Raw genomic sequence first — 2,244 nt, 5'->3', positions numbered from 1 at the left:
CAGGACCAGGACCAGGGCGGCCGTGACCAGGGCGAAGGCCGCGCTCAGCGCGGACGCCGCCTGCAGTGCCGTCGTGAACGCCTCCCGGACCGCCGCCGGCAGCTCCCCGTCCCCCGCCACCGAGGCCGCCGCGCCCACGCTCTCGCGGGCCGCCGCCGACGCGTCCGCCGGAACCGCGTCCCGGTAGACGGCGACCGCCGCGCTGCCCGTCACCGCGATCCCGAGGGCGAGCCCCAGGTCGTAGGCGGTCTGGCCGGTCGCCGCCGCCGCGCCCGCCTTCTCCGGCGGGGCCGCGCCGACCGCGAGCGCCGTGCCCAGGACGCTGATCGGCGCCACGCCGAACATGATCACCGCAAGCCCCAGGGCGGCCACGGCCACCCCGGAGGCCAGGGCGAGCGCCGCGTACCCGGCGAGCGACACCAGTAGCCCGCCGGCGAGGACGTACGCGGGCCGGACGCGCCGCGCCGCCCAGGGCGTCACCTGCGAGCCGGTGATCAGGCCCGCCGCCCCCGGCAGCAGCCACAGCCCCGCCTCCAGGGGCGACAGCCCGGCGACCGCCTGAAGGTACTGCGGAACCAGGTACTCCACCCCGTTGAGCGCCGCCATCCCGAGCAGCAGGGCAAGCAGCGCGCCCGTGAAGGACCTGCTCCGGAAGAGGCGCAGGTCGAGCAGCGGGGCCTCCAGGCGGTTCTGCCGCCGGACGAAGAGGACCGAGAACGCCGCGCCGAGGACGAAGGCGCCCGCCGCCTCCCCCGTCGGGCCGTGCGCCGCGAGCGACTTCACCCCGTACACCAGCGGAAGCACCGCGAGCAGGAAGAGGACGACGCTCGCCGGGTCGAGCCGCCCCGGACGCGGGTCACGGTACTCCGGCACCAGTGAGGGAACCGCGACCAGCGCCACCAGCATCACCGGCAGACCCATCAGGAAGACCGAGCCCCACCACCAGGAGGCCAGCAGCACCCCGCCGATCACCGGACCGATCGCCAGGCCCACCGAGAGGGCCGTCACCCACATCGCGACGGCCGTCGCGCGCTGCCGGGCGTCCGCGAACATGTGGCTGATCAGGGCGAGCGTCGACGGCAGGACGGCCGCTCCGGCCACCCCGAGCAGGGCGCGGGCGACGATGAGCGTCCCCGCGTTCGGCGCGTACGCGGCCAGGAGCGAGGCGAGCAGGAACCCGGCCGAGCCCGCCGTCAGCAGCCGCCGCCGGCCGTAGCGGTCCCCCAGCGTCCCCATGACCACCAGCGTCGCCGCCGTCAGGAAGCCGTAGACGTCGGTGATCCAGAGCAGCTGGGCGCCGCTGGGCCGCAGGTCGGCCGAGAGGTACGGGGTGGCGAGCCACAGCACGCCGAGGTCGGCCGTCATCAGCGTGACCGGCAGCAGAAGCACCGCCAGGCCGAGCCACTCGCGCGCCCCCGCCCGGGGCGGAACGTCCACGGGGACGGATGGTGTCGTCGTGCTCATCGTGCGAGCACCCCTCCCGGTGTCTCGGCCAGCTTCGCGGCCAGGGCGCGCTCGGCCTCCGCGAGCACCTCCGCCACCCGCGCCGGCCGCAGGCCGGGGGAGACCGAGGAGAGTTCGGTGCCGTACAGGACGTGGACCGTGGCGTCCGGGATGCCGCACCAGGCCGAGAGCCCGACCCGCAGCGTCGTGTCGAGCACCGTCTCCATGCCCATGCTGCCGATCTGCTCCGCCGTCCCACCCATCAGGCCCAGCCACAGCAGCCGCTTGCCCGCCAGGCGCGGCCGGCTGCGCCCGTACGCGAAGCCGTAGTTCCACACCCGGTCGATCCAGCCCTTGAGGATGGCGGGGACCGAGAACCACCACACCGGGAAGACGACCACGATGTCGTCGGCCGTCAGCATCCGGTCCATGTGGTCCCGGACGACGGGGGAGTAGACCTTCTCCCGGTCCTCCCAGTCCGGCTCGTCGGCCGGCCGGAGGGCCGGGTCGAACCCCTCGGCGTACAGGTCGAGTACGTCGACGGTGTGACCGGCCTCGTCGAGCCGGGCGCGCACCCGGGCCGCGACCTGGGCGGTGAGCGAGTCGGAACGGGGGTGGGCGAGGACGAGCAGGGTGTGACGGGTGGTCGTCATGTCGACTCCTTGGAAGGGGGAGGGGAGGGGAGGGGCCGTGGGTCAGAGGCCGAGGCCGGAGCCGCCGCTCGCGTCGATGTTCTGGCCGGTCACCCAGCGGGCCGCGTCGGAGGCGAGGAAGCCGACCACGTCGGCCACGTCCTCGGGC

The 2,244-nt window shown here is 75.0% G+C and carries 3 protein-coding genes; all 3 read right to left on the bottom strand.

Annotated features, from left to right (window positions below):
- Positions 1-1,464, bottom strand: a 1,464-nt coding sequence (locus RIF68_RS34895; RefSeq protein WP_309055545.1) for an MFS transporter, incomplete at its 3' end; no start/stop codon positions are given.
- The gene (locus RIF68_RS34890) at positions 1,461-2,096 is read right to left on the bottom strand and encodes an NAD(P)H oxidoreductase (RefSeq protein ID WP_309055543.1); all 636 of its coding nucleotides are present in this window, start codon (positions 2,094-2,096) and stop codon (positions 1,461-1,463) included. The genes RIF68_RS34895 and RIF68_RS34890, both read right to left, overlap by 4 nt.
- Positions 2,097-2,138: 42 nt before the next feature.
- The coding region (locus RIF68_RS34885; RefSeq protein WP_309055547.1) for an SDR family oxidoreductase at positions 2,139-2,244 on the bottom strand (106 nt) is incomplete at its 5' end.

The sequence above is a fragment of the Streptomyces sp. genome, assembly GCF_031178505.1.
Lineage (GTDB): Bacteria > Actinomycetota > Actinomycetes > Streptomycetales > Streptomycetaceae > Streptomyces > Streptomyces gulbargensis.
This window is presented reverse-complemented; position numbering and strand designations above follow the sequence as displayed.

Coding starts and splice junctions, on each gene's coding strand:
- RIF68_RS34890 (WP_309055543.1), bottom strand. CDS start 2,096: ATGACGACCACCCGTCACACCCTGCTCGTCCTCGCCCACCCCCGTTCC.